Below are 20,691 nucleotides of genomic sequence, written 5' to 3'. Positions count from 1 at the left end.
CTGAGGGGCGAGGGTGGGCGGCAGCATCTGCGCCATGAACGCTGCCGTCGAAATTCCCATCCGTGACAACCGCCGCCAGGCCAAATTCCTGTACTGGATGGGCTGGCGTGTCTGCGACATCGCCGACCACCTGGGCGAGAAGGACAAGACCCTTCACTCATGGAAGGACCGCGACGGATGGGACCGGGCCGACAGCGTAGAACGGATCGGGGGCGCCCTGGAAGCCCGGTTGGTTCAGTTGATCCTGAAGGACGGCAAGACCGGCGGTGACTACAAGGAAATCGACCTGCTGCATCGGCAGCTTGAGCGCCAGGCGCGGATCCAGCGCTACCAGGGCGGTGGTACGGAAACCGACCTGAACCCCGAGCTTGCCAAGCGTAACGAAGGTCCCAAGCGCAAGCCGAAGCGCAACGACATCAGTGAGGAACTGACCGAGAAACTGGTCGAGGCCTTCCTCGACGGTTGCTTCGACTACCAGAAAGACTGGTACCGCGCGGGCAATCAGCGAACCCGCGTGATTCTCAAGTCGCGACAGATCGGCGCCACGTTCTACTTCGCCCGCGAGGCGCTGATCGACGCGCTGGAAACGGGGCGCAACCAGATATTCCTGTCGGCCAGCAAGGCCCAGGCACACATCTTCAAGGCGTATATCCAGGCCTTCGCGCGCGATGCGGTAGGTGTCGAACTGAAGGGCGACCCGATCATCCTGCCGAACGGCGCGGAACTGCACTTCCTCGGTACCAATGCGCGGACTGCCCAGGGCTACCACGGTAACTTCTACTTCGACGAGTTCTTCTGGACGTTCAAGTTCAAGGAGCTGAACAAGGTCGCCAGCGGTATGGCGATGCAGAAGCGCTACCGGCGGACCTATTTCTCGACGCCCAGCTCGATGGCGCATGAGGCCTACGCATTCTGGACTGGCGAGCGCTTCAACAAGGGCAAGCCGGCCGCCGATCGCATCAAGATCGACGTAAGTCATGACGCCCTGCAGCAAGGGCGACTGTGCGAGGACCGCATCTGGCGCCAGATCGTCACGATCCTCGATGCCGAGGCCCGTGGCTGCGACCTGTTCGACATCGACGAGCTGCGTCTCGAGTACGACGCCGAGGCTTTCCAGAACCTGCTGATGTGCCAGTTCGTCGACGACGGCGCGAGCATTTTCCCGCTGACCATGCTGCAGCCATGCATGGTCGATAGCTGGGACCTGTGGTCGGAGGACTACAAGCCGTTCGCGCTGCGGCCGTTCGGTGATCGCCAGGTGTGGCTGGGCTATGACCCCGCCGAGACGGGCGACACTGCGGGTCTGGTGGTGGTGGCGCCGCCGGCGGTACCGGGCGGCAAGTTCCGCGTGCTGGAGCGCCATCAGTTCCGCGGCAAGGACTTCGCCGAGCAGGCCGAATTCATCCGCAAGATGACCCAGCGCTACTGGGTCACCTACATTGGCGTCGACACCACCGGGATGGGGTCTGGCGTCGCGCAACTGGTGCGCCAGTTCTTCCCGGGGGTGCGCACCTTCAGCTACTCGCCTGAGGTGAAGACGCAGTTGGTCATGAAGGCCTGGTCGGTGATCAAGAACGGCCGCCTCGAATTCGACGCCGGCTGGACCGACCTGGCCCAGGCGCTGATGGCTATCCGCAAGACCATCACGGCCGGTGGACGCCAGTTCACCTACACCGCCGGCCGCAACGACAACACCGGCCACGCCGATCTGGCCTGGGCGCTATTCCACGCATTGCAGAACGAGCCGCTCGAGGGGCAGACCCCCGCGAATACCGGGCGCATGGAGATTTTCTGATGAGCAAACGTCGCAGCCACCGCCGCCAGCAGCCGGTTACAGTCCAGTCCGCCCAGGAAGGCGAGTTCATCCCGCGCCAGGGCGGCCGTGCCGAGGCCTTCACCTTCGGTGATCCGATGCCTGTGCTCGACGGCCGGGGCATCCTCGACTATCTCGAGTGCTGGTCGAACGGGCGGTGGTACGAGCCGCCGCTTTCCATGGAGGGGCTGGCCAAGGCGGTGGGGTCGAGCGTCTACCTGCAGTCGGGCTTGAAGTTCAAGCGCAACATGCTGGCCAAGACCTTCATCCCGCACCGCCTGCTCAGCCGGGCGACGTTCGAGCAGTTCTCCCTGGACTGGCTGACATTCGGCTCGGCCTACCTCGAGCAGCCTCGTTCTCGCCTGGGTACGCGGATGCCGCTGCAGGCGCCGCTGGCCAAGTACATGCGCCGCGGCACCGATCTGGAGACGTTCTATCAGGTGCGTAGCTGGAAGGATGAGCACGAATTCGAGAAGGGCAGCGTGATCCAGCTGCGCGAGGCCGACATCAATCAGGAAATCTACGGAGTGCCAGAGTGGTTCTGCGCCCTGCAGAGTGCCCTGCTGAACGAGTCGGCCACGCTGTTCCGGCGTAAGTACTACAACAACGGGAGCCACGCCGGCTTCATCCTCTACATGACCGACGCCGCACAGAACGAGGAAGACATCGACGCGCTGCGCACGGCGCTGAAGACCGCGAAGGGGCCGGGCAATTTCCGCAACCTGTTCGTCTACGCGCCGAACGGGAAGAAGGAGGGGATCCAACTGATTCCGGTCAGCGAGGTGGCAGCGAAGGATGAGTTCGGCTCGATCAAGAACATCAGCCGCGACGACCAACTTGCCGGCCTGCGGGTATATCCGCAGCTGATGGGGGTGGTGCCGCAGAACGCTGGTGGGTTCGGATCCATCAGCGACGCGGCAGCGGTCTGGGCTAGCCTGGAACTGGAGCCAATGCAGGCGCGCTTGCAGCAATTAAATGAAATTATCGAGGAGGAGGTTGTTAGGTTTCGACAATTCGAACCAGCTAGCACTAAGTTGAACTAGAGCTAGCTGGTCAGGGTCACTTCACCAATCTTAGATAGGCCGCTCCCCGAGTGGGAGGAGCGGTCGTAGGTCCTAAAACCAAGGACTCCAAGCCCGTAAGTTCTCGAAGGAATTCCGGCTTAACTTGAAGAGCCTTTGCGATTTCAGTTGCACGTATACCCTTCTTTTCTGCAAGAATGAAAAAAGATCGGGCAAGCATCTCTGGCGGCTCTTGGTCGATCAGATAATCATCTTTCTCTCCATCTGACTCGCCATATTTTTTTAGTGTCATTACCCCAGTCTTATACTGAGTCTCGGTGATGAGATCCAGTTGTTTTGCTCGATAAAGAATTGCGGCCTTGCTGACCTTCCAAGTCAACTTGAACTCACGCATTCCCTTCCAGTCAAGCCTACTACCATTGGGACGTGGGAATAGTTTAGCCATCATGGAACGAGGTAGAAGTAGGGCGCTGGCAAACCTATTGGCTTGCCCCTCAGTAACCCGGTCGCCGGTAACAATACCTTCGTGCATGACTAGATGTCCTAGTTCATGAGCAATATCAAACCGCTGCCGACAAGCACTCTCTTTCGCAGAGTTACGTACGATGAAAGGGCGCTCAACGGACACTGAGAGGGCGTCGATTTCCTTCGATAACCCTTGGAATGTAGTTACCAAAGCTCCCAGGTTCTCTGCGAGTCGAGTCATATTGGCTATAGGGCCTAGACCAAGCTCCCATTCTTTTCGGCAATGCTCGGCTGCGCGCTCGATGTCCTCAAAGGACTGTACCATTGGAATGCTAGGAATACCTATGGGGGGCAGCCGAAGCTCTTGGTCAAGAAACTTGATCAAAGAGTCGATCATTTCGCCTCGGGCGATAGCAACCTGCTTGATGGTATTTTTGGTGGTGAGTAGCTTCCTAAAGTGAAATTGGTCCTCATTCAATCGGTGTGGCTTAGGCGCGAAGAAACCGACCTCTACCTTTAAGGCCTCTGCGAGGTCGCCCATAAGTTGCTCTGTTGGCGATCCTTGCCCTGTTTCTAGTTTATGAAGGTACTGGCGAGTTTTGCCGACCTTTTCCGCTACCTCTTCAAGAGCTAGCCCGCTAAAAACGCGGGCTAGTCTGAGAGATGCTCCGTCAAAAACGGTGTTCATCTACTTCACTCAGATTGAGCTTTATCGCTCTTTTCAATGGAGTCATCACGGACGTCAACCTCAGCAGGCTGCAGCTCTCTGGAAGCAGGAGTTTCGTGATCCACACTGTGAAGTACTGGACCCGAAGCACCGTAGGCCCATTGAGACACTTTATCTTGGTAAACGTTGTATCCGATGAAGAAGACTCTGTCTTCGTCTTCGTCGGTCAATGCCCGCTCGACTACGAATCGCCACATCACTGGAGTGCTATCGTCTTCAGCAAGCAAGTCATCAACGGCGTTGCGCTTGAAGAAACCCTTCTTGTCAGGGTTTTCTGGGTCATCTCGGAAAAAACGGCATGGAACACTGCCAATGCGGAAGGTGACGTCCATGCCAGGGTTTGCCAAACTCAACCAACTGTATCTGCGGCTCAGACACTGCTCAATGAGCAGGTTTCGGGACCGTCCGAAAACGGTTGCCTCCCGGGTATAGGAGTCGTCATAAGGCGAATCCATTTCACGCAGAGTGTTGAAGCGGATGTCGAGCAGGAGTTCGGCAATTTTTGCCAGGCGCTCGTCAGTCAGGTCAGGGAAAAACGAAGATGGGTGTCGGCTGCTCATGAGGGTTCCTGGCAAAAACGGATTTTTGTCAACCAAAGAATCTGGCAAATTTCTACTTTTGTCAACCAGGTGGGCGGAGTCAGAACACCTCTGCGACGTGGTATTGACTCTCGGTCTCGAAAACGCCGACAACCATCTCTCCACGATCCTGTCGCACGAGTGCGATGGCTTCGTCGATCTCATCGAAGCAGAGCGCTGCTGCTGGACCTTTGATCCACTGCCTTGCAGATTGGAGATCGCTTTCCTTGATATTGCATAGGAACTCATCAGAGGCAGGTATGTGAACCGCGTAACCGTGGAAGGCGGCTGAGTCGGGTAGGCCAAGCTCGGCTTTGATGTCTGAAAGTGGACGGCGTTTGAGGCCTAGCGACTCTGCTACCTGGCTTTGCCGTTCTCTTGCTTGTTGGACTCGCTCAGCCTTCGAGCCACGATTTTTTGCTTCTCCCATCCATATCCCCTTCGCAAACAGGCGTCTGGAGCCAGAATATCAGTTGGCGCGCGCAGTCGTCCCCCCGCCACGCCTCCGCTCTAAATAGACCTCTTTTTCTGCACTTTCTGCGGACCCCAGCCAGCAGGCTTGGCGGGGCGCTGCTGGTGGCTTTCTGCGGTGATGAATCCCTGCGAAACCCTGCAGAGCAGGTGCTTTTCTGGGAGCGGCCAAAGCCCTCTCCTTGCCTGGTTTTCTCTCGACCCCTTGGGAAAAGGTAATTTTGGTAATTTGACAGTTGAAGATGATTGAAGGCCGCGTGGTTCCTGGCTTTCAGCGATTACCTTGAAAGGTAATTTAGGGTAATTGAAAAGGTAATTTTTCTGTAACTTATTGATTTTTAAGGGGGTGGTGAATTGAGGAGCTTACCTTCGAGAAAGGTAATTCGATTACCTCAAAATTACCATATTATTACCTTTAAGGATTTTTCATAAGCTATTGAAATTAAAGGTAAAAATTTATTTTTCAAAGAGAGATTACCAAAATTACCCCATTTCAATGGGTCAACATGAAATCCGGCTGTTGCCCTGGGACGGCAGGTCTGACGGGAGGCTTCCAGGCTCTCTTGCACACGCTGGGAACACTCTGGGAACAAACGCGAGTGAAAATGAACAGTAGGGCCCAGGAATAATGCGGCCTCTAGCGAGGTTGGGGCGTTTCATATGAGTTCGAATCTCACCGCCTCCGCCATATCCGCGTACTGAAAAGCCCCGCTGAGCGGGGCTTTTGCATTTTCGGGGTGCTGCTCTTCCGGATCGTTTCCGCAGCCTGCCCGGCGTCGATTCGATGACTCTCCGATTTCGCCGGGTAATGGCTTCAGATCACGAAGAAGCCGTGGGTTCCGTCGCGACCGAGTTGTTCCACCAGGCCGAACTCCCAGTCCAGGTAGCCCTGCATCGCTTCGCGCGGATTGTCGGTACCTTCGTAGGGGCGGCGGTAGCGGTCGATGCGCGGCGACGCCAGCAGGCTTTCGCCGTCTTCCGTCGGCAGGCCGGCGGCGACCCAGGCGCTGGTGCCGCCGTCGAGAAGGAACACCGGCTTGCCGCTGAGTGCCTGGACTTCCGCCACGGCGAAGCGCGCCAGCAGGCTGCTGCCGCAGGTGAGTACGTAGCGCTCGGCCGTGCCCAGCCGTTCCAGTGCCTGCTTCAACTGGCTGCGCAATACCCAGGCGGCGCCGGGGATGTGGCGTTTCGCATAGTTGGCGCTGGCGGTGAAGTCGAGCACCCGGGTGCCCGGTTCGCCCAGCCAGCCGGCAAGGGTGGTCGGGTCGATGGTGTCGGCCCGGGGTTGCCTCGGCAGCGGCGCGCTCCAGGCGCCTCTCTCGCTGAAGTCGGCGTCGGAGAGCCCGTCCAGTACCGCGACCTGCCAGCCCATCTGGGCCAGCCAGGAGGCGCTCATGTTGGCGCGCACGCCATCATCGTCCACCAGTACCAGGCGCGCGCCGCGCACGCTGGCGACATGGTCGGTTTCCTGAACCAGCTGGCCACCGGGCGTGGAGCGGGAGCCAGGCAGGTGGCCGGCTTCGTATTCCTCGGGCGTGCGTACGTCGAGCAGGTAGGTGGTGCGGTCGTGCTCGTCCTGCCATTGGGCCAGTCCGGCCAGGTCGAGGCGTTCGACGCCGGCGCGGTCGGCGACGGCACGGGCGCGCTGGGCGGCGGCCTTGCGAGTGTCCTGCGAGATCGCACCGAAGCGTCGCGTCTGGCCGTGTTCCAGTTGCTGGCCGGCCAGCGTCCAGCCGATGGTGCCGTTGCGTAGTGCCGCCACCGGGTTGGGGATGCCGGCGTTGAGCAGCGACTGGGTACCGATGATGCTACGGGTGCGCCCGGCACAGTTGACTATCACCCGGGTGCGCGGGTCCGGCGCCAGTTCGGCGACGCGCAGCACCAGTTCGGCGCCGGGCACGCTGATGCCGCCGGGGATGCTCATGGCCTGGTATTCGTCGAAACGACGGGCATCCAGGATCACCGCGTCGGCCCTGGCGTCGAGCAAAGCCTGTACTTCCTCCGCGGCCAGCGATGGCGTGTGGCGCTCGGCCTCCACCAGTTCGCCGAAGGCCTTGCTCGGCACGTTCACATCCCTGAACAGCTCGCCGCCGGCGTTGCGCCAACCGGACAGGCCGCCATCGAGCAAGGCCACGTCGCTGTAGCCGAGGTCGAGTAGGCGTTGCGCGGCGACCGGCGCCAGGCCTTCGCCGTCGTCGTAGAGGGTAATCGGCGTGTCGCGGCGCGGCACCCGGGCATGGATCTCCAGTTCCAGCCTGGACAGCGGCAGGTTGGCGGCGAACAGGGGATGGGCCTGGGCGAACGGGTCCTCCTCGCGCACGTCGAGCAGCGCCAGCTCCCGGCGGGCGAGGAGAGCGGCGCGGATATCGTGGAAGGTGCGTACGGCGATCTGGCTCATGCGGGGTTCTCTTTCGACAGGTCCCAGATATTGGGCAAGCGGCTGTTGGAATAGCCGGAAATGAAGGGTTTTTCCTCACCTTCGGCGCTGAACACGGCACGCCGTACCGCGCCGATATTGGCGCCGTAGACGTGGATACTGATGGATGTGCGGTCGCTGAAGGCGTTGCTGACCTGGTGCACGTCGCCAATGCGTGGCGACAGCGCTTCGACCTCGCCGGGCTCCAGGCGTCGACGGGCTCCGCTGGGATGCGGACGCCCACCCGCATCGAAGGCGTACGGCTGCGAGTATTCGGCCCCGCGGAGCATGCCGATCAGGCCCCAGACCCGATGATCGTGTACCGGTGTGATCTGGCCCGGCCCCCAGACGAAGCTGACCACCGAGAAGCGCTGCCGCGAGTCGACATGCAGCAGGTACTGTTGGTAGCGCTGTGGATCGGGACGGGCGCAGTCTTCCGGCAGCCAGTCGTCCTGGCGCACCAGCTCGGCCAGCAGGGGGTGGGCTTGGGCGAGCAGGGTGGATTCGTCGGGACGGCTGTCGAGCAGTGTCGCCAGCTCGCCGATGAACTGGCGCAGGCGGTCGAGGCGCAGGATGGATGACATGCGGGGATTCACTCCGGGAAGTTCTGGCGGTACGGTAGCAAACGCTTTTTTATTCCTGAAATGCATTTTGAATCTAAGCTAATATGCGAGAAATGCAATTGGTGCCGGCCCCATGAAAATCGATGACATCGACGCCTTCGTCGCGGTGATCCGCAACGCTTCCCTGAGCCAGGCCGCCGAGAGCCTGGGCCTGACCCAGTCTGCGATCACCCGGCGGGTGCAGAGCCTGGAGGAGTCCCTCGGAGTGGCATTGCTGGACCGCAATACCAAGCCGCTCAAACCCACCGCCAGCGGACTGCGGGTCTACGAACAGTGCCGGCGGGTGTTGCGCGAGGTGGATGGCCTGCGCGAACTGGTGGCCGGTGACGCCGCACCAAGTGGCGTGCTGCGCCTGGGCGTGCCGCAGAGTATCGGCGAGGTGGTGTTGCTGGATGCCCTTCGGCGGCTGGCCGACGAGTACCCGGAGCTGCGCGCGCAGGTCGGCACTGGCTGGGGTAGCCATTTGCTGGCGCGCCTGGAGAATGCCGAACTGGACGCGGCAGTGGTGTTGTTTCCGCCAAGCAAGGTGTTCCCCGAAGAACTCGGCGCCACGCCCCTGGGGCGCATGGATCTCTGCGTGGTGGTCGCCCGCGACAGTGCCATCCAGGCGCGACGCCTGCTCGATTGCTACCACCATGGCTGGGTGCTCAACCCCGATGGCTGCGGCTTCCGTGCCGGCCTGCAACGGGCCCTGGCCGACCAGGGCCTGGGCCTGCAACTGAACCTCGAGACTTTCGGCAGCGAGCTGCAACTGGGCCTGGTGGCCGCGGGCCGGGGGCTCGGCCTGGTGCCGGCGCCGGCCCTGGCGCGTAGCCGCTACCGCGATCAGTTGCGGGTGCTGCAACTGGAGGATTTCCAGCCGCTGATCCAGCTCTGGCTGGTGCGTCCGCGCCTGCTGGGCAACCTCGAAACGCCGGCACGGCTGTTCGGCAGGGCGGTGGCCGAGGGGTTGGATATGCAAGCCGGTTGAGTAGCGGCGCCGGGAGATCCCCGGGAGACGGGCGCGTGAATGAGAAGGGGCGGCAGTCGGGATCAACATTCCCCTGCGAGCCCCTTTTCGCTTAAGAGGGAAGAGGGAGCGAGGGCGGCTACGCATAGTGTCCGCCCTGGGAAACGCAAAGACGGAAAAGCTAAATATGCGTATTTAGCATATTAAGATATGACAAAAATGAATTTCCATCATGTAGTTTCAGCCTGTAGCTTCTAAGAAAAGCACCCATGCAGATGTTTTTCTTATAACGACAGCCGCCAACCTTATCAGTCGAGCGGCCCAGGCGAGGGCAACAGCGTGAGCGTGGAAATTCTCGGCATGATCACCGCCACACCGAGTTCCGAGGTGGACCAGCCGTTGGGGGAGGCAGTGGACGCCGGTTTCGTCCGGCGTTTCGCCCAGGCCCATGAGGACGCCGGCTTCGACCGGGTGCTGGTGGGGTATTTCAGCAATGCCGCCGAGGGCGCGGTGGTCAGTTCCTTCGTCGCCGCTGCCACCCGGCGCCTTGGCGTTCTCCTGGCCTATCGCCCGGGGGTGATCGCAGCGCCGCTGGCGGCACGCCAACTGGCCACCCTGGATCAGTTCAGCGAGGGCCGCCTGGCCCTGAACGTAGTCAGTGGCGGTAACGACGAGGATCTCGCGCGCGATGGCGACTACCTCGATCATGATCGCCGCTACGCCCGTACCGACGAATACCTGCAAGCCCTGCGTGCTATCTGGACCGCCACGGGACCGGTGGATTTCGACGGCGAGTTCTACCGCTTCCAGGGCGCCTCGCCAGCGGTGCGCCCGCGCCAGTCGCCTCACATACCGATCTATTTCAGTGGCTCCTCCGACGCAGCCATCGAGGTCGCCGCCAGGCACGCCGATACCTACATGCTCTGGGGCGAGCCGCTGGCCGCAGTCGACGGGCATATCCGCCGAGTGCGCGCCGCCGCCAAGGCCCAGGGACGTGATCCGCGCTTCTCGGTGTCATTCCGGCCGATCGTCGCGGATACCGAGGAGGCCGCCTGGAAGCGTGCCGCCGAAGTGCTCGAACAGGTCCGCGAGAACCGTGCGCGCCTCGGCCTGCCGCTGCGCGACCACCAGCCGCAGAACGTCGGTTCGCAGCGCCTGCTGGCCGCCGCCGAGCAGGGCGAGGTGCTCGACAGCCGTTTGTGGACCGGTGTGGCCCGGCTGACCGGGGCGCGCTGGAATTCCACCGCCCTGGTAGGCACCCCCGAGCAGGTCGCCGCTGCGCTTGGCGAGTACTACCGGCTGGGCGTCTCGACCTTCCTGATTCGAGGCTTCGATCCGCTCGGCGACGCCGTGCGCTACGGCCAGGGCCTGATTCCCGCCATACACGACCATATCGCCCGCCTGCCGCTGTTGCGGCACGCCGGTTGAGGAACTCCGATGAAACTCAAGCAATACCTGCTAGCCAGCTTCGTCACGCTTCTGCTCGGCGCTTCCCTGGCCCAGGCCGCAGACCTGCCGACGTTGCGTGTGGGCGACCAGAACTACTACAACGTGCGGGCTTCCATGGAGGCTTCGGGAGTTCTCGAAGGCGCGCCGTACCAGGTCGAATGGAAGCATTTCCAGTCCGCCGCGCCGGTGGCCGAAGGGTTGCAGGCCGGAGCGCTGGACCTGGGTTTCCTCGGCGACTCGGGCTTCATCTTCCTCGCCGCCAAGGGGGCGCCGGTGAAGCTGGTCGGCGTCTCGCGGCAGAACCCCGATACCATAGCCCTGCTGGTGCCGAAGGATTCTCCGGTGCGCAGCATTGCCGATCTCAAGGGCAGGAAAGTCGCCTACTGGCCCGGTGCCTGGAGCCAGCAACTGACCTTGCGCGCGCTGGAGAAAGCCGGCCTGCCGAAGGACTACGTGGCGTTCGTCAAGCTGATGCCGATCGACGCCGCCGCCGCCTTGCCGCGCGGCAGCATCGATGCCTTTCCGGTGTGGGAACCGTATATCTCGCAGCAGATCGTGGTTTCCGGCGCACGGCCGATTCTCACCGCCCGCGACCTGATGCCGGGGCTGTCCAGCATCGCCGCCAACGCTGCCTCCATCGAGCCCAGGCGCGCGCAGATCGCCGACTTCCTCGGCCGCCTGCGCAAGGCACGGGCCTGGGTCGAGGCACACAAGGAGCAGTACGCCGACCTCTGGGCGCAGAAGGCCAATCTCGACCGGGCAGTCTCCCGCCATTGGATCGGCCAGGCCGGCATGAGCGTCGGCCCGGTAGACGCCCAGGCCGCCGCCGACTACCAGGAGACCGCGGATTTCCTGCTGCAGACCGGTGCCTTGCCCAAGCCGTTCGACACCTCCACGGTGATCGACACGTCCTTCAACGAAGCCTTCCACTGAGTACGGACCATGAGCATCCAGTTTCTCGGCATGATCGGCCATCGCCTGGCCTCGGAGACCCTCGAGCCGGTCGGACCTATCCTCGACAAGCCTTATATCGCCGCTTTCGCCCGTGCCCACGAAGAGGCCGGCTTCGATCGAATCCTGGTCGGCTACTGGTCGGACCAGCCGGATGGATTCCTGGTGGCCGCCGCCGCTGGCCTGGCCACTTCCCGGATCGGTCTGCTGCTGGCGCACCGCCCCGGTTTCGTCGCCCCGACCCTGGCCGCGCGCAAGCTGGCGACCCTCGAACACCTCCTCGACGGGCGCCTGGCGGTGCACATCATCAGCGGCGGCAGCGACGCCGACCAGCGCAAGGACGGCGATTATCTCGACCACGACCAGCGCTATGCCCGCAGCGACGAATTCATCGAACTGCTCAAGCGTACCTGGACCAGCACCGAACCCTTCGATTTCCACGGTGCGCACTACCGCGTGGAGCAAGCCTTCTCGGCCATCCGTCCGCAGCAGAAACCGCACATCCCGGTGTATTTCGGCGGCTCCTCGGAAGCCGCGCTGAAGGTCGCCGGCAAGCAGGCCGATGTGTTCATGCTCTGGGGCGAACCCCTGGCACAGGCCGCCGAAACCATCTCCGCTGTGCGCGAACAGGCGCGCTCGAATGGTCGCGAAGTGGAATTCAGCCTGTCGTTCCGGCCCATCCTCGGGCGCACGGAGGACGAGGCCTGGGCCAAGGCCGAGGCGATACGCGCAAGCGCCGGCGCGCGCCTGGGCGAGGCCGGCTTCCCCAAGGGCAAGCCGCAGAGCGTCGGCGCCCAGCGTCTGCTCAAGGCGGTGGAGCAGGGCGAGCGCCTCGACGAGCGCCTTTGGACCGGAATCGCCAGGCTGGTCGGCGGCGGGCACAACTCCACCGCCCTGGTCGGTACCGCGGAACAGGTGGCCGATGCGCTGCTCGCCTACTACGACCTGGGCGTGCGCAATATCCTCATCCGCGGTTTCGATCCCCTCGCCGATGCCGTGGAATATGGCCGCGAGCTGATCCCGCTGACCCGCGCCAAAGTCGCCGAGCGCGAGCGCCGGCGCGCTACGGCCTGATCCCATGGCCGTCCTGCAGACTCCCTCGGCGGCGTTCGACGAACGGCTGCCGGAACTGACCCGGCAACTGGCGGAAAGCGCCGATGCCCATGACCGCAGCGGAGATTTTCCCCATGCCAACCTGGCCCTGCTGCGACACCACGGGTTGCTCGCCCTGGCCCTGCCGCCTGCGCTCGGCGGTCCCGGCGCCAGCCTCGGCGAGCTGCGCCGGGTAATCGGCGCGGTGGCCCGCGGCGAGCCCTCCACGGCGCTGGTGCTGTGCATGCAGTACCTGCATCTGCGGCGCCTGGCCGATAACCCCGATTGGCCCGGCGCGCTCAAGCGGCGCGTGGCGCGCGAGGTGCTGGAGCAGGGGGCGTTGATCAATAGCCTGCGCGTGGAGCCCGAGCTGGGTTCGCCATCACGCGGCGGTCTGCCGGGTACGCTGGCGCGGCGTGTCGGCGACGGCTGGCGGCTGTCCGGGCACAAGCTCTACACCACCGGCATTCCCGGCCTGACCTGGCTGGCGGTATGGGCGCGCAGCGACGAGCCGATCCCACGCCTGGGTACCTGGCTGGTGCGCCGCGACAGCCCAGGCATCCGTATCGTGGAGAGCTGGGACCATCTGGGCATGCGCGCCAGTGGCAGCCATGAGGTGCTCTTCGAAGAGGTGGCGGTGCCTCTGGAAAACGCCATCGGCCTGCATCCCCACGACCAGCCTCCGGCGCCGGACCAGGCCGTGCTGCGCGACTTCGCCCAGGCTAGCGCGGTGTTGCTTGGTGCGCTCTACGACGGTATCGCCGGGAGCGCCCGCGAGTGGCTCGTCGGCTGGCTGCGCGAGCGCGTGCCGGCCAGTCTCGGCGCGCCGTTGGCGAGCCTGCCGAGGATGCAGGAGGCGCTCGGCGGGATCGACGGCCTGCTCCTGCAGAATCGCCTGCTGCTCGATGCCGCGTGCTGCGGACAGTTGCCCGCCAGCGACTCCGGGTTGCTCAAGGTCGCGGTCATCGACAACGCGTTGGCGGTGGTCGAGAAGGCCCTGGAACTGAGCGGCAACCATGGCCTCAGCCGGCACAATCCGCTACAGCGGCACTACCGCGACGTGCTTTGCGGACGTGTCCACACGCCGCAGAAAGATAGCGTCTGGAGCGCGGCGGGGAGGGCGGCGCTGAGTCTTTGAAACGTACCTCCCACGATTCTCGACCCTGGCCTTGTCGGCGACCGCACCGGCGGAACGGATAGCCCAGGATAGCCCCGGCTCCGTGCGGAGCTGCCTGGAGATTGCCCATGAAACGACCCCTGTGTGTGCTTGCCGGCCTGCTGGCCGCGACCCTGCTGGCTGGAGCCGCCAGCGCCGCCGACCTCATCAGCCTGCGCCTGGGCGATGTGAAAGGCGACCGCTACGCCGCCCTGCGTGCGTCCGGCGAGCTCGACGACCTGCCGTACAAGCTGGAAATGTCGGCGTTCCCCTCCGGTGCACCGGTGCTCGAGGCGCTCAACGCCGGGGCCCTGGACATAGGCTTTACCGGCGACATCCCGTTTCTCTTCGTCTACGCTGCCGGCGCGCCGCTCAAGGCGGTGGGCGCCTGGCACTTCAACCCGGCGACCGTGGCGCTGGTGGTCGGCAAGGACTCGCCGATCCGTTCGGTGGCCGGCCTCAAGGGCAAGCGCATCGCCGTCAATCGCGGTGGCTGGGGGCACTTCCTCGCCCTTGGCGCGTTGCGTCGCGCCGGCCTCGGACCGCAGGACATAAGCTTTTCCTTCCTCGGTCCGGTGGACGGCCGCGCCGCCCTCGTGCGTGGCTCGGTAGATGCCTGGGTACCCTGGGAGCCCTATACCTCCAGCGCCGTGCTGCTCGATCAGGCGCGGGTCATCGACAACGGAGCCGGGATCATGACCGGCTACTCCTATGCCCTGGCCAGCGACGCTGCGATCGCCGGCAAGAAGGCCGCGATCAGCGACCTGCTGACCCGCCTGGCGCGTGCCCAGGCATGGGCCCTGAGGCACCCGGAGGCGTTCGCCGAGGCCCTGGCCAAGGATCTGAACATGCCGCGCGAAGTCACTCGGCGTTGGGTTGGCGAGGCGCGCATCAGTCCTGTGGTCTTCGGTCCGGAGATTGCCGCCACCTTGCAGACCGCCGCCGATTTCTTCCATGCCGAAGGCGTGCTGCCGAAGTCGCTGGAGGTCGCCCCGGCGTTCGACTTCAGCCTGTCCGCCGGTGCTGCCGAAGTAGCCCGCCAGTTGCCCGCCGACCTCCGCGTCGGCCAGCGTTGAGGAGTTACGGAATGCGTCAGACCCTGAGCCTGTTCCTGCTTCTCTGCCTGCTCGTCGGCCAGGCCTGTGCCGACGAGCGCGTGACCCTGCGCCTGGCCGACCAGAAAGGCAACATGCGCGCCCAGCTGGAGGCTGCCGGCGCGCTGGACGACCTGACCTACGACATCCGCTGGTTCGAATTCCCCGCCGCCGCCCCCCTCGCCGAAGCACTCAATGCCGGTGCGGTGGATGCCGGCATCATCGGCGACGCGCCATTGCTCTTCGCCCTGGCCGCCGGTGCCCGGCTGAAGGCCATCGCCGTCGACAAATCCGATCCCTACGGTACCGCCGTGCTGGTGAGAGGGGATTCGCCGCTGCGCTCGGCCAACGACCTGAAAGGCAAGCGCATTGCCACCGGGCGCGGTTCCATCGGCCACTTCGTCGCGCTCAAGGCCTTGGCCTCGGTCGGGCTGGGCGAGAAGGACGTCGAATTCCGCTTCCTCGGCCCGGTGGACGCGAAAATGGCCCTCGCCAATGGTTCCGTGGATGCCTGGGCGACCTGGGAGCCCTACACCGCGTTCGCGGAGACCGCCGACAAGGCTCGGGTACTGGTCGACGGTCGCGGCCTGTGGGCTGGCAACAGCTTCCTCGCTGCTACCGATAGCGCACTGGCCGATCCGGCGAAGCGCGCCGTGCTGCAGGACTACCTGCAACGCCTGGCCAGCGCCCAGCGCTGGGCGTACCTGCACCTGGACGAGTATTCGCGAAGCCTGGCGCAGGTCATCGGCTTCCCCGAGGACGCCGCGCGCTTGCAGTTCGAACGCCGGCGCTTGCGTTGGCAGGCGCTGGATGAGCGAACGCTCGGCCAGCAGCAGGAGACCGCCGATTTCTACCAGGCCCATGGATTGATGCCGCAGCGCCTCGATGTGCGGCCGACCTTCGCCAGCGGCTTTGCGGTCTGGCAGGCGTCGGATGCGGATATCCGGTAGGCGCTGCCCGGGCATTAATGGATAACCATAAGTTATTCATCGATTGTTTTTTATTCCAATAATCTATCCATTCCGTCGCCGGCAGCCGGAACTCCGTCCCTGCGGGCGCTCGCACCTATCCGAGGAGTCATCGCATGTCTCGTCTATTCCTGCGTCGCTTGGCCATCGTGTTTGCCGCTTCCGTCGTCCTCTCGGGCATTGGTGGCGCACAGGCCGAGGAGGTCCTGCGCATCGGCTTCCAGAAATCTTCGACTCTGCTGACCCTGATCCGCAGCCAGGGCACCTTCGAGCGCGAGTTGGCCAGGCAGGGCATCCGGGTGTCCTGGCATGAGTTCCCCAGCGGCCTGCCGTTGCTCGAATCGCTCAATGTCGGCAACGTCGATCTCTCCGCCGACGTCGCCGACACCGTGCCGGTGTTCGCCCAGGCGGCGGGCGCTCGCCTGACCTATTTCGCCCGCGAAACACCTTCGCCCGCGGCGCAGGCGATACTGGTCGGCGAACATTCGCCGCTGAAGTCCCTGGCCGAGCTGAAGGGCAAGCGCATCGCCGTGACCAAGGCCGCCGGCAGCCACTACCTGCTGATCGCCGCGCTGGCCAGCGCGGGGCTTGAGTTCTCCGACATCCAGCCAGCCTACCTGACGCCAGCCGACGGCCGCGCCGCCTTCGAGAACGGCAAGGTCGACGCCTGGGTGACCTGGGACCCCTACGTGGCAAGCGCCCAGCGCCAACAACGCGCGCGGGTACTGGCCGACGGCCAGGGCCTGGCCAGCTACCAGCGCTACTACCTCGCCTCCAGCGACTACGCCAGGAAACATCCTGAAGTGCTCCAGCAGGTCTTCGCCGAACTGCAGCGCACCGGGCGCTGGCTCAAGAGCCACCCGGCCGACGCGGCCAAGGTGCTGGGGCCGCTGTGGGGCAATCTCGATGCCGCTACCGTCGAGCAGGCTAATGCGCGGCGCAGCTACGACGTGCAACCGGTGAGCGCAGACGGCCTCGACGAGCAACAGCGCATCGCCGACGCCTTCCACGCCCAGGGACTGCTACCCAAACCGGTGGATGCGCGCGCCGTGGAGATATGGCAGCCGCGGCACTGAGCGGCGCGGCTGCCCTGTGATGCGCGGCACCGGCGGCCAGCGTAGCTTGCCGCTGGCGCGTGTCCTTCAAGCCAGCCCATAGCTGATCTGCTCGGCCTTGACGTGGAATGCCTGCTCACGGCTCGGAAGATGCTGGTTGGCATCGGCGTTGCCCTGGCGCAGGCGTTCGGACCTCAGCGTCGGCAGGCGGAACACATCCTGCCGCTCGGTCTGCAACGCATTGCCGCGCATCAACTCCATCAACGGAACCTGCATGGCCGGGGTGCTCTGGCCGAGGAAGTAGTTGGGCACCTCGTCGCACCACAGCAGCATGTAGTCGCTCACCGCATCGTGCTCGGCGTCGAGCACCACGTACTCGACGCGGTGGCGCAGGACCACTTCGGCGTCGATGCTCCAGCGGGTGTCCACGGTGAACAGCGGAACGTGCTTTTCGACGTCCACCAGCAGGCCATTCACCGCCTTGCAACCGGACTTGCGGCAGGCCACGTGGTAGCGCTTGTCGGGGAGGGGGTGACGCGCCACCACGTCGCGCCCGCCAAGCAGGTGCAGGTCGAACTCCTTGATGCGGATGTCGATCAGCTCGCACGGCAGGTCGAACCCCGCAGGCGTCAGCAGCCTGGGGCAGAAATGGATAAGCATGGTTTTCTCCATCAGGCATGCCCGGGGCTTTCCCGCCCTGGGGGAGAGGTATCTCTATCGGTCGCAGGTCAGCCGGCAAGCCGCATCCTGACGGACGAGGCAGAGCCTCGCCCGGTGAAGAGCGCGAGCGCCGGTCCTGGCGGACCTCGCTGGATTTTTCTGGCTCCGGGCGCTCCCCTGCTTCCAGGGGGCGTCTCGGGCGGGTGTCAGCTCCCGGTCTTGACCCGGCTCCAGACCCGGGTACGGATTCTCTCGACCTTCAGTGGCAGGGTTTCCAGCGGGAAGAGGGTCGCCATGGTTTCCTTGCTCAGGTAAACCGCCGGGTTTTCCCGCAGCTTCCGCTCTACCAGCGGCAGCGCCGCCTGGTTGCCATTCGGATAGCCCACGTAGTTGGAGGTCCTGGCGATGACCTCCGGACGCAGCAGGTAGTCGATCAGCGCATAACCCTGCTGCGGATGCGGTGCGTCCTTGAGCAGCACCATGTTCTCGGCCCAGACCAGCGAGCCTTCCCGGGGAATGCTGTAGGCGATATGGCGACCGTTCCCGGCCTGTTCGTTGTTGACCTGGGCCATGTACGCCGTGCCTTGCCAGCCGACCACCACGCAGACGTTGCCGTTGGAGAGGTCGGTGTCGACTCTGGAGGAGTCGAAATAGCGAATGTAGGGGCGAACCTTCAGCAACAGTTCCTGGGCTTTCTGGTAGTCCTCGGGATTCTGGCTGTTGTGCGGCAGGCCCAGGTAGTTGAGGGCGATGGACACCAGCTCGGTGGAGGAGTCCAGCGTGGCCACGCCGCACTGGCTGAGGCGGGAGATGTTCTCCTCCTTGAAGATCAGGTCCCAGGAGTCGACCGGCGCGTCGGGGCCGAGCAGCTTGCGGACCTTGTCCACGTCGTAGGCGATCCCGGTGGTTCCCCAGAGATAAGGTACGGCATAGCGATTGCCGGGATCGTTGGCCTGAAGCTTCCCGAGGATGTCCGCGTCGAGGTTCTTCCAGTGGGGGAGCCGGTCGCGGTCGAGTTCCTGAAGGACGCCCGCCTTGATCAGCCCGGGCAGGATGTTGGAGGTGATCACCACCACGTCGTAGCCGGAGCGGCCGACCATCAGCTTGCCCTGCGCGGTCTCGGCGCTGTCGAAGGTGTCGAGGACGACACGGGTGCCGGTCTCCCGCTGGAAGGCCTTGGGCGTTTCCGGGGCGATGAAGTCATACCAGTTGTAAAGATGGACGCTGGTTTGCGCAGCCCATGCACTGTCCGCCGCTGTCGCACCGATCGTCGTCAGGATCGATAACGCCAGTGCACAAACTTTTTTCATTGGATTCCCTTTCCGAAACGAAACAAGTTGGATTTTGCACCTACCAGAACTGGTAGTTCTGACCTGTGGCTATCTTCGAAGGCATCGATATTATGCACATTGGAACTCTTCATGACATAACGCCGAGTGACTAATCCCAGAGGAGTAGTTGTGTGGATATCGCATTGCACGGCGGCGCCTGGCACGAGTCACTGGGAAAGTTGCTCGAAGCGCTGGACCGGCCGCTCTTCTGGCGGTTCCTGGCGCAGACCCTCGGCCAGTTCGCCCCCGTCGACAACTGGGCGGCCCTGATATTCAGCGATTCCAGTCCCTTGATTCTTTCCTTCATGGAGGAGGAGAGAGAAGAAGTCGAGCCGGACCCGCTGATCAGTCGATATATAACCGGACTCTATCTGCAAGATCCTTTCTACCAGGTATCCAGAAACTGTCGGCGCGGCGGGCTTTTTCATCTTGCGGATATCGTCTCCGAAGATTTCGAAACGACCGAATATTACAATACGTACTTTGCGCACTATGTGGTGACGGACGAAGTTCAATATAACGTCCCGCTGGATGGCGAAAGAACCCTGTGCCTGTCGTTGGGCAGCGAGAGCCGCTTCGGTGCAGAGCAGATCGCTCTGTTCGAGTTGCTTCGCCCGTGGGTTATCGCGCTGATGAAAAAACGCATCCACTTCGAGGATGCGGTCAGGGAGGAGGCGAAACCGATCGCAGCGGCGGAGGTGGAAGTCCAGCCCTGGAGAGGGTTGATATCGCCGCTGACCGCGCGGGAGTCAGATGTCATCCGGCTGATGCTGGATGGATATTCGAACAAGGAAATAGCGGATCGGCTGACGCTGTCGATCGCCACCATCAAGGTGCATCGCCGGCACATCTACGCGAAGCTGAACGTGAAGTCCCACTCCGAGATATTCGCGCTATTGATCAACCCGCCCGCGCCGCGGCTCGCCGACGCACGCTAGTGTGCCGCCTGCGGAGGAATCCGGGCGCATAAGGTTATGCGAAATTCATATTGCCCGATGCTGAAAAAGCCGGCGTCGGATTGCACTCATGGGCGAATTCCATCCAGGACGATTCGACCATGCCCGATGTACGTCTTTCCTCTCGTTCGTTGACCCCCGTGCTCTGTGCGGTGGGGCTCGCCTGCGCGCTGCAGGGCGAGGTGCAGGCCGCCGACGGTGGGCCGCGCGACGTGGCCACGGCGCCCCGGGTATTCGACATAGCGCCCGGCGAACTGGCCGAGGTGTTGTTGAACATCGTGCGCCAGGGACATGTGCCGATCGCCTTCGACCAGCGCCTGGTGGCGGGGTTGCGCGGACCGGATATCCGCGGCCGGCTCAGTGTCGAGGATGCCTTGCGGCGTGCCCTGGCCGGCAGCGGGCTGGCATACGCGCAGGACGAAAGCGGTGCCTTCGTCCTGCGCCGCGGACAGGCGCCTGAGCAGGAGACGCGAGGTGCGGCGGTGGCGCCGACCTTGTCCACCGTGGTGGTCACCGGCACGCGCAAGAGCGATGTGAGAGCGCAGGACAGCCTGAGCCCGATCGATGTGGTCAGCGCTACCCAGCTACGCAGCAGCGGCGCGGTCGACCTGCGCGATGCGCTGGTCAAACTGCTGCCCTCGCTGACCCGCCAGGCCCAGCCGTTCAACGCCTCGGCGTTGACCCACACGCAGTCGCTGCGCGGGCTGAGCCCCAACCATGTGCTGGTGCTGGTGAACGGCAAGCGTCGCCACGAAACGGCCAATCTCAATATCAGCGGGGGGCTGGAGAAGGGCTCCACCGGCGTCGACCTGGACACCATCCCGATCAACGCCATCGAACGGGTCGAGGTGCTGCGCGACGGCGCTTCGGCACAGTATGGTTCGGACGCCATCGCCGGGGTGATCAACGTCATCC

General features: G+C 63.6%; 19 protein-coding genes. 12 read left to right on the top strand and 7 right to left on the bottom strand.

Annotation, left to right across the window (positions count from 1 at the left end; all coding sequences use genetic code 11):
* Positions 1-34 precede the first annotated feature (34 nt).
* Both HMPREF2886_RS20480 and HMPREF2886_RS20475 read left to right on the top strand, forming a co-directional pair.
* The gene (locus tag HMPREF2886_RS20480) at positions 35-1,795 is read left to right on the top strand and encodes a terminase ATPase subunit family protein (RefSeq protein WP_070748284.1); all 1,761 of its coding nucleotides are present in this window, start codon (positions 35-37) and stop codon (positions 1,793-1,795) included.
* Positions 1,795-2,856: a phage portal protein gene (locus HMPREF2886_RS20475; protein ID WP_058128931.1), complete on the top strand. Its 1,062-nt coding sequence runs from the start codon at positions 1,795-1,797 to the stop codon at positions 2,854-2,856. The genes HMPREF2886_RS20480 and HMPREF2886_RS20475 overlap by 1 nt, the downstream gene beginning before the upstream one ends.
* Before the next feature lie 16 nt (positions 2,857-2,872).
* Here the strand turns inward: HMPREF2886_RS20475 and HMPREF2886_RS20470 are convergent, their stop codons facing one another.
* The 5 genes from HMPREF2886_RS20470 to HMPREF2886_RS20455 all read right to left on the bottom strand — a co-directional run bounded on the left by HMPREF2886_RS20470 (position 2,873) and on the right by HMPREF2886_RS20455 (position 8,076).
* A complete protein-coding gene (locus tag HMPREF2886_RS20470; protein WP_023083466.1) occupies positions 2,873-3,988 on the bottom strand; it encodes a helix-turn-helix domain-containing protein in 1,116 nt (371 codons plus the stop codon).
* Positions 3,989-3,993: 5 nt separating this feature from the next.
* The gene (locus HMPREF2886_RS20465) at positions 3,994-4,587 is read right to left on the bottom strand and encodes a hypothetical protein (RefSeq protein ID WP_031634371.1); all 594 of its coding nucleotides are present in this window, start codon (positions 4,585-4,587) and stop codon (positions 3,994-3,996) included.
* Between the two features lie 79 nt (positions 4,588-4,666).
* The gene (locus HMPREF2886_RS34345) at positions 4,667-5,035 is read right to left on the bottom strand and encodes a hypothetical protein (protein WP_128722327.1); all 369 of its coding nucleotides are present in this window, start codon (positions 5,033-5,035) and stop codon (positions 4,667-4,669) included.
* An 855-nt stretch (positions 5,036-5,890) separates the two neighbouring features.
* Positions 5,891-7,474: a rhodanese-related sulfurtransferase gene (locus HMPREF2886_RS20460; RefSeq protein ID WP_070748206.1), complete on the bottom strand. Its 1,584-nt coding sequence runs from the start codon at positions 7,472-7,474 to the stop codon at positions 5,891-5,893.
* Entirely contained in the window at positions 7,471-8,076 is a 606-nt protein-coding gene (locus tag HMPREF2886_RS20455; protein ID WP_003097613.1) for a 3-mercaptopropionate dioxygenase, read from the bottom strand. Before HMPREF2886_RS20455 ends, HMPREF2886_RS20460 begins: the two co-directional genes overlap by 4 nt.
* 112 nt (positions 8,077-8,188) lie before the next feature.
* Here HMPREF2886_RS20455 and HMPREF2886_RS20450 point away from each other — a divergent pair, with 112 nt between their 5' ends.
* The 8 genes from HMPREF2886_RS20450 to HMPREF2886_RS20415 all read left to right on the top strand — a co-directional run bounded on the left by HMPREF2886_RS20450 (position 8,189) and on the right by HMPREF2886_RS20415 (position 16,850).
* Complete coding sequence (locus HMPREF2886_RS20450) at positions 8,189-9,085, top strand: LysR family transcriptional regulator (protein ID WP_057388990.1); 897 nt, start codon at positions 8,189-8,191, stop codon at positions 9,083-9,085.
* Between the two features lie 339 nt (positions 9,086-9,424).
* A complete protein-coding gene (locus HMPREF2886_RS20445; RefSeq protein ID WP_003130938.1) occupies positions 9,425-10,492 on the top strand; it encodes an LLM class flavin-dependent oxidoreductase in 1,068 nt (355 codons plus the stop codon).
* A 9-nt stretch (positions 10,493-10,501) separates the two neighbouring features.
* Entirely contained in the window at positions 10,502-11,446 is a 945-nt protein-coding gene (locus HMPREF2886_RS20440; protein WP_033973486.1) for an ABC transporter substrate-binding protein, read from the top strand.
* Between the two features lie 9 nt (positions 11,447-11,455).
* Entirely contained in the window at positions 11,456-12,538 is a 1,083-nt protein-coding gene (locus HMPREF2886_RS20435) for an LLM class flavin-dependent oxidoreductase (RefSeq protein WP_033978105.1), read from the top strand.
* Between the two features lie 4 nt (positions 12,539-12,542).
* The gene (locus HMPREF2886_RS20430; RefSeq protein WP_033978106.1) at positions 12,543-13,694 is read left to right on the top strand and encodes an acyl-CoA dehydrogenase family protein; all 1,152 of its coding nucleotides are present in this window, start codon (positions 12,543-12,545) and stop codon (positions 13,692-13,694) included.
* A gap of 107 nt (positions 13,695-13,801) precedes the next feature.
* Complete coding sequence (locus tag HMPREF2886_RS20425; RefSeq protein ID WP_070748204.1) at positions 13,802-14,788, top strand: aliphatic sulfonate ABC transporter substrate-binding protein; 987 nt, start codon at positions 13,802-13,804, stop codon at positions 14,786-14,788.
* 11 nt (positions 14,789-14,799) lie between these two features.
* Positions 14,800-15,756: an ABC transporter substrate-binding protein gene (locus HMPREF2886_RS20420; RefSeq protein ID WP_033973492.1), complete on the top strand. Its 957-nt coding sequence runs from the start codon at positions 14,800-14,802 to the stop codon at positions 15,754-15,756.
* A gap of 134 nt (positions 15,757-15,890) precedes the next feature.
* On the top strand, positions 15,891-16,850 hold the full coding sequence (locus HMPREF2886_RS20415; RefSeq protein ID WP_033973493.1) for an aliphatic sulfonate ABC transporter substrate-binding protein: 960 nt from the start codon (positions 15,891-15,893) through the stop codon (positions 16,848-16,850).
* Between the two features lie 66 nt (positions 16,851-16,916).
* On the opposite strand, the gene qteE is transcribed toward HMPREF2886_RS20415, so the two are convergent.
* Together qteE and HMPREF2886_RS20405 are read right to left on the bottom strand one after the other, a co-directional pair.
* Positions 16,917-17,489 (bottom strand): quorum threshold expression protein QteE, encoded by a 573-nt coding sequence (qteE, locus tag HMPREF2886_RS20410; protein ID WP_003090369.1) that lies wholly within the window; start codon positions 17,487-17,489, stop codon positions 16,917-16,919.
* Positions 17,490-17,695: 206 nt separating this feature from the next.
* Entirely contained in the window at positions 17,696-18,799 is a 1,104-nt protein-coding gene (locus HMPREF2886_RS20405) for a polyamine ABC transporter substrate-binding protein (RefSeq protein WP_033978109.1), read from the bottom strand.
* 152 nt (positions 18,800-18,951) lie between these two features.
* On the opposite strand from HMPREF2886_RS20405, the gene vqsR reads away from it, so the two are divergent.
* Complete coding sequence (gene vqsR, locus HMPREF2886_RS20400) at positions 18,952-19,758, top strand: transcriptional regulator VqsR (RefSeq protein ID WP_033973495.1); 807 nt, start codon at positions 18,952-18,954, stop codon at positions 19,756-19,758.
* A 119-nt stretch (positions 19,759-19,877) separates the two neighbouring features.
* Positions 19,878-20,691, top strand: an 814-nt coding sequence (locus HMPREF2886_RS20395) for an STN domain-containing protein (RefSeq protein WP_168172028.1), incomplete at its 3' end; no start/stop codon positions are given.

The organism is Pseudomonas sp. HMSC066A08 (assembly GCF_001813025.1).
Classification (GTDB): Bacteria; Pseudomonadota; Gammaproteobacteria; order Pseudomonadales; family Pseudomonadaceae; genus Pseudomonas; species Pseudomonas aeruginosa.
Note: the sequence above shows the minus strand (reverse complement) of the source record. Positions and strands in the feature narration are given on the sequence as shown.